The 4,764-nt window shown below is 69.5% G+C and carries 4 protein-coding genes; 3 read left to right on the top strand and 1 reads right to left on the bottom strand.

Features of this window, described 5'->3' with window-relative positions; genetic code table 11:
* Together WB508_RS10855 and nudC are read left to right on the top strand one after the other, a co-directional pair.
* On the top strand, window positions 1-2,015 hold a 2,015-nt coding region (locus tag WB508_RS10855; RefSeq protein WP_423844902.1), incomplete at its 5' end, for a 3'-5' exonuclease.
* Window positions 2,016-2,035: 20 nt separating this feature from the next.
* Complete coding sequence (gene nudC, locus WB508_RS10850; RefSeq protein ID WP_423844901.1) at window positions 2,036-2,902, top strand: NAD(+) diphosphatase; 867 nt, start codon at window positions 2,036-2,038, stop codon at window positions 2,900-2,902.
* Between the two features lie 24 nt (window positions 2,903-2,926).
* Here nudC and WB508_RS10845 read toward each other — a convergent pair whose 3' ends face one another.
* On the bottom strand, window positions 2,927-3,169 hold the full coding sequence (locus WB508_RS10845; protein WP_423844900.1) for a mycoredoxin: 243 nt from the start codon (window positions 3,167-3,169) through the stop codon (window positions 2,927-2,929).
* Between the two features lie 89 nt (window positions 3,170-3,258).
* Between WB508_RS10845 and WB508_RS10840 the strand changes: the two genes are divergently transcribed.
* A partial coding sequence (locus WB508_RS10840) for an ATP-dependent helicase (RefSeq protein ID WP_423844899.1) occupies window positions 3,259-4,764 on the top strand: 1,506 nt, incomplete at its 3' end.

The raw sequence follows: 4,764 nt of genomic DNA, 5'->3' as shown, positions 1-4,764 counted from the left end.
AGATCGCCGATCTTGTGGAGCGGGTGAAGGGCGCCCACGAGGGCGGTACCCCGTGGCCGGAGATTGCCATCCTGGTGCGCGCCACGTCCGAGAACGGCAGGTTGGTCGAGGCGCTGCGCGCGGCCGGCGTCCCGGTGGAGGTGGTGGGTCTGCAGGGCCTGCTGCACCAGCCCGAGGTGCGCGACGTGCTCAGCGTGCTCGCCCTGCTGCACGACGTCACGGCCAATCCAGCGACCCTGCGCCTGCTGACCGGCCCACGGTGGCGCATCGGGCTGCGCGACCTCGCCCTGCTGGGTCGCCGGGCGTCGCGGCTCGGCGGGCGAGTGCGGGGCGTCACCTCCGAGGCGGAGACGGCCGACGAGGCTCTGGCGCGAGAGCTCGCCGACGCCGTCGCCGGCGTGGACCCGGTCGACGTCGTCTCCCTCATCGAGGCGGTCGAGGATCCGGGCGACCTCGACTACTCGACCGAGGCGCGGCAGCGCTTCGCCGAGCTCGCGGGACTCATCAAGGGCCTGCGCGCCCACATGGGGGAGCCGCTGGTCGACCTGGCGCGCCGTGTGGTCGCCCACCTCGACCTGGACGTCGAGCTGATGATCCGCGCCGACCGCATTGGCCCCGACAACATCTCGGCGCTGCTCGACGCCATCGCCGGGTACGCCGAGCACGATCGCTACGCCGATCTGGCCGGGCTGCTGGCCTACCTCGACGCCGAGGACGAGTACGCCGGCGGGCTTGAGGTCGCGTCGCCCACCGACGCCGACTCAGTCAAGCTGCTCACCGCGCACCGGTCCAAGGGTCTGGAGTATGAGGCGGTCTTCGTGCCGCTGGCCAGCCGCACCGTCTTCCCGAACGAGCGAGGCCGACCGCGCTGGGTCACCAGCGGGGCCGCGCTGCCGATCTCGTTGCGCGGCGACCGCCACGGGCTGATCGACATCGCCGAGTGGTCGTCCAAGGGATTCGAAGCCTTTGCCGACGCGTGGAGGGCCGATGCGCTGCTGGAGGAGCATCGGCTCGGGTACGTCGCCTTCACGCGGGCCAAGCGGCTGCTGCACGTCAGCGGCCACCACTGGGGTCCCACCCAGGTGCAGCGGCGTGGTCCGTCGGACTTCCTGCAGACGGTGCACGCCTGGGTGCTCGAACGCGACGAGATGCCCACCACGTGGATCAGCGAGGAGGACGCTGCGACGACCAACCCGCACCTCACCGAGGGGGTCGCCCACGCCTGGCCCGCTCCCTTGGCCGGCATGGAGGCCCGTCGGGCCGCCGCCGACCTCGTCAGCCGACTGGTGCGAGGTGAGCGCGTAGACCCGCCGGCCGATCCCGCGGTGCCCGACGAGGCTGCTCGCGAGCGGCTGGCCACCATCGACGCGCAGCTCGACCTGCTCCTGGCCGAGGCGGCTGAGTCCGAGCACCGGGTCCGCGAGGTCAGCGTGCCGGCCGTCTTGTCGGCCACCGCCACCATGGCGCTCGCCGAGGACGAGGCGGCGTACCTGCGCCAGCTCGCTCGACCGATGCCGCGCCAGCCGTCGGCAGCGGCGCGGCTGGGCACCCGCCTGCACGCCATGATCGAGTCGCACTACCAGCGCTTCGAGCTGTTCGACCCCACCGATCTGCCGGGGCAGGGCGATGCCGGCATGGTCACCGAACCGGAGCTCGACCAGCTCTTCGCAACCTTCCTCGACAGCGAATTCGCCAGTCGCGAGCCGGTCGCTCTGGAGGCACCGTTCTCGATCCGGCTCGGCGCCCATCAGATCATCGGACGCATCGACGCGATATTCCAGTTCACCCGGCCCGACGGCAGCACAGGTCATCAGGTCGTCGACTGGAAGACCAACCGGGCGGCGACCGCCGATCCCCTTCAGCTAGCCATCTACCGGCTCGCCTGGGCCGAGATGCACGAGTTGCCGGTGGAGCAGGTCTCAGCGGCGTTCGCGTACATCCGTCTCGGCGACGTGGTGCCATGTGATGATTTGCCCGACCGGGCCGCACTGGAGGCGAGGCTCGATCTGACCTGAGCACGGCTACCGTGGCACCTGTGGACTTCGCCTTCGACAGAACGACGCACGATCGGTCCGCTCACCTGCGCAAGAACGATGCCTGGCGCACGGCCGACGGCGACCTCCGGATCCTCGTCATTGGCGGAGAGCACGTCTCGACGACCGACGCCGATGGCATGTGGTGGGTCACCGAGGACGAGGCTCCAGACGGAGAGTGGCTCTTCCTGGGCTATCGCGACGGGGTTCGTCACGCGGCGGTGATGGTCGATCGCGTGCCGGCTGAGCTGCGGCCCGCCAGCCTGCGCATGGTGGGCCCGAACCTGACCCCTGACGACGCTTCGCTCGGGGTGCACGCGGTCGGCGTCGCCCGGTGGCACCAGACCCACCGGTTCTGCGCGGCTTGCGGTGCGCCGTCGGCTCCCGCCGAGGCAGGGCACATCCGCGTCTGCACCGCGTGCGGCGCCCATCACTTCCCGCGCACCGACCCGGCGGTGATCATGCTGATCACCGACGACCAGGACCGCGCCCTGCTGGGACGTCAACCGATCTGGCCAGAGGGGCGGTTCTCGACGCTCGCCGGGTTCGTCGAACCGGGTGAGGCGCTCGACGACGCCGTGCGCCGTGAAGTGATGGAGGAGGTCGGCGTCGAGGTCGGCGACGTCCGATACGCCGGCAGTCAGCCGTGGCCGTTCCCGTCCAGCCTGATGCTGGGCTTCTTCGGCAGGGCCATGACCTCGACGATCCGCGTCGATCACGACGAGATCGCCGAGGCGCGCTGGTTCACCCGGGACGACGTCACGGCGATGACGGCCTCAGCGGATCTGCTGCTGCCCCCGAACGTCTCCATCTCCCGCGCGCTCATTCAGAGCTGGCATGGCGGAACCATCCACGGAAAGTGGGCCTGACCTGAGCCTGTCGCGCTCGGCGGGTCAGGAGGCGAGCTTGGCCTTCACCTGGGCGACCGAGGGGTTGGAGAGTGCGGAGCCGTCAGCGAACACCAAGGTGGGCACGGTCTGATTGCCGCCGTTGGCCTTCTCCACGATCGCAGCCGATGCGGGATCTTGTTCGATGTCGACTTCGTGGTACTCGATCCCTTCGCGCTTGAGCTGCGACTTCAGGCGATGGCAGTAGCCACACCAAGGGGTCGAGTAGATGGTGAAAGTGCCCGCCATGTTTTGTCTCCTTCGAGGACTAGTCTGCTCACGTCAACGTTCCCGCACGTCTGACCATTCCCAGTTCGCGACCAGGACGGAGTCCACCGGTGACCGACGCCGATCAGCTGCTGGACGGGCTCGACCCCGAACAGCGCGAGGTCGCCACGTCACTGCGTGGCCCGGTCACGGTGATCGCGGGCGCTGGTACCGGCAAGACCCGCGCCATCACCCACCGCATTGCCTTCGGCGTGGCCAGCGGACTCTATCAACCGTCCGAGGTTCTCGCCGTCACCTTCACCACGCGCGCAGCCGGCGAGATGCGCGGTCGCCTCGCCGCGCTGGGAGCTCCCGGCGTGCAGGCCCGCACCTTTCACTCTGCGGCGCTCCGGCAGGCCCGCTACTTCTGGCCGCAGGCCATCGGATCGGCGTTCCCCGACATCATCGACTCCAAGTTCGGGCTGGTGGGGGCCGCCGCCCGACGGGTCGGGGTGCGCGGCGACAACGCCCTGATTCGCGACCTCTCCGCCGAGGTCGAGTGGGCCAAGGTCAGCGGCATGACTCCGACCACCTACGTCACACGCACCCGCGGCGGTCATCGCCAGGTCGGTGATCTCGACGCCACCACCGTGTCGCAGGTCTTGGCTGCCTACGAGGAGGTCAAGGGCGCTGAGCGCATCGACATGGAGGACATCCTCCTGGTCACGGCGTCGATCCTGGCTGACAACCCCGAGGTGGCCGCCGCCGTCCGACGCCAGTACCGCTGGTTCGTGGTCGACGAGTTCCAAGACGTCAACCCCTTGCAGTCCCAGCTGCTCGATCTGTGGCTCGGCGGCAGGGATGACGTGTGCGTCGTGGGTGACCCCCGCCAGACCATCTACTCCTTTGCCGGCGCTTCGCCCAGCATCCTTGGCTCGTTCGCCAGACGGTTCGAGCACGGCGAGCGGCACGAGCTGGTGCGCAACTACCGCTCCACCCCGCAGATCGTCTCGGTCGCCAACGCGGTCTTCAGCCGTGGCGGCAAGACCGACGGTGTCGTGCTGCGTGCTCAGCGCGAGCCCGGCGACCCGGTCACGTACGTCGGCCATCCCGATGAACCGACCGAGGCGCAGGCCGTGGCCAACGAGATCGCGCTGCTGCACCGACGCGGTGTGCCATATCGCGAGATGGCGGTGCTGTACCGCATCAACGCGCAATCAGAGGCCTACGAGGAAGCGCTCGGCGAGCACGGCATCCCGTACACGCTGCGTGGCGGCGAGGGCTTCTTCCGGCGGTCTGAGGTTCGACAGGCGGTCGCCCTGCTGCGCGCCGACATGCAGAGCACGGCCGCCGACAGTCACGAGGAGTTCATCGACGACGTGCGCAACATCCTGGCCGGTATCGGGTACAGCGACACCCCTCCCACCGGCGCAGGCGAGATCCGCAACCGCTGGGAATCGCTGAGTGCCATCGTCGGCATGGCTCACGATCTCATCGCCGCACAGGACCAGCCCACCATGGCTGACCTGGTGGCGGATCTGGAGCGCCGCGCCGCCGCCGCGCACGCCCCAGCGGCCGATGGCGTCACCTTGGCCACGATCCACTCGGCCAAGGGTCTGGAGTGGGACGCCGTGTTC

Source organism: Aeromicrobium sp. (assembly GCF_049586495.1).
Classification (GTDB): domain Bacteria; phylum Actinomycetota; class Actinomycetes; order Propionibacteriales; family Nocardioidaceae; genus Aeromicrobium.
The sequence above is the reverse complement of the archived record's forward strand: the minus strand, read 5'-3'. Positions and strand labels throughout refer to the sequence as shown.

Bases quoted from the DNA above. Each gene is read 5' to 3' on its own strand.
- WB508_RS10845 (WP_423844900.1), bottom strand. From the start codon at position 3,169: ATGGCGGGCACTTTCACCATCTACTCGACCCCTTGGTGTGGCTACTGC.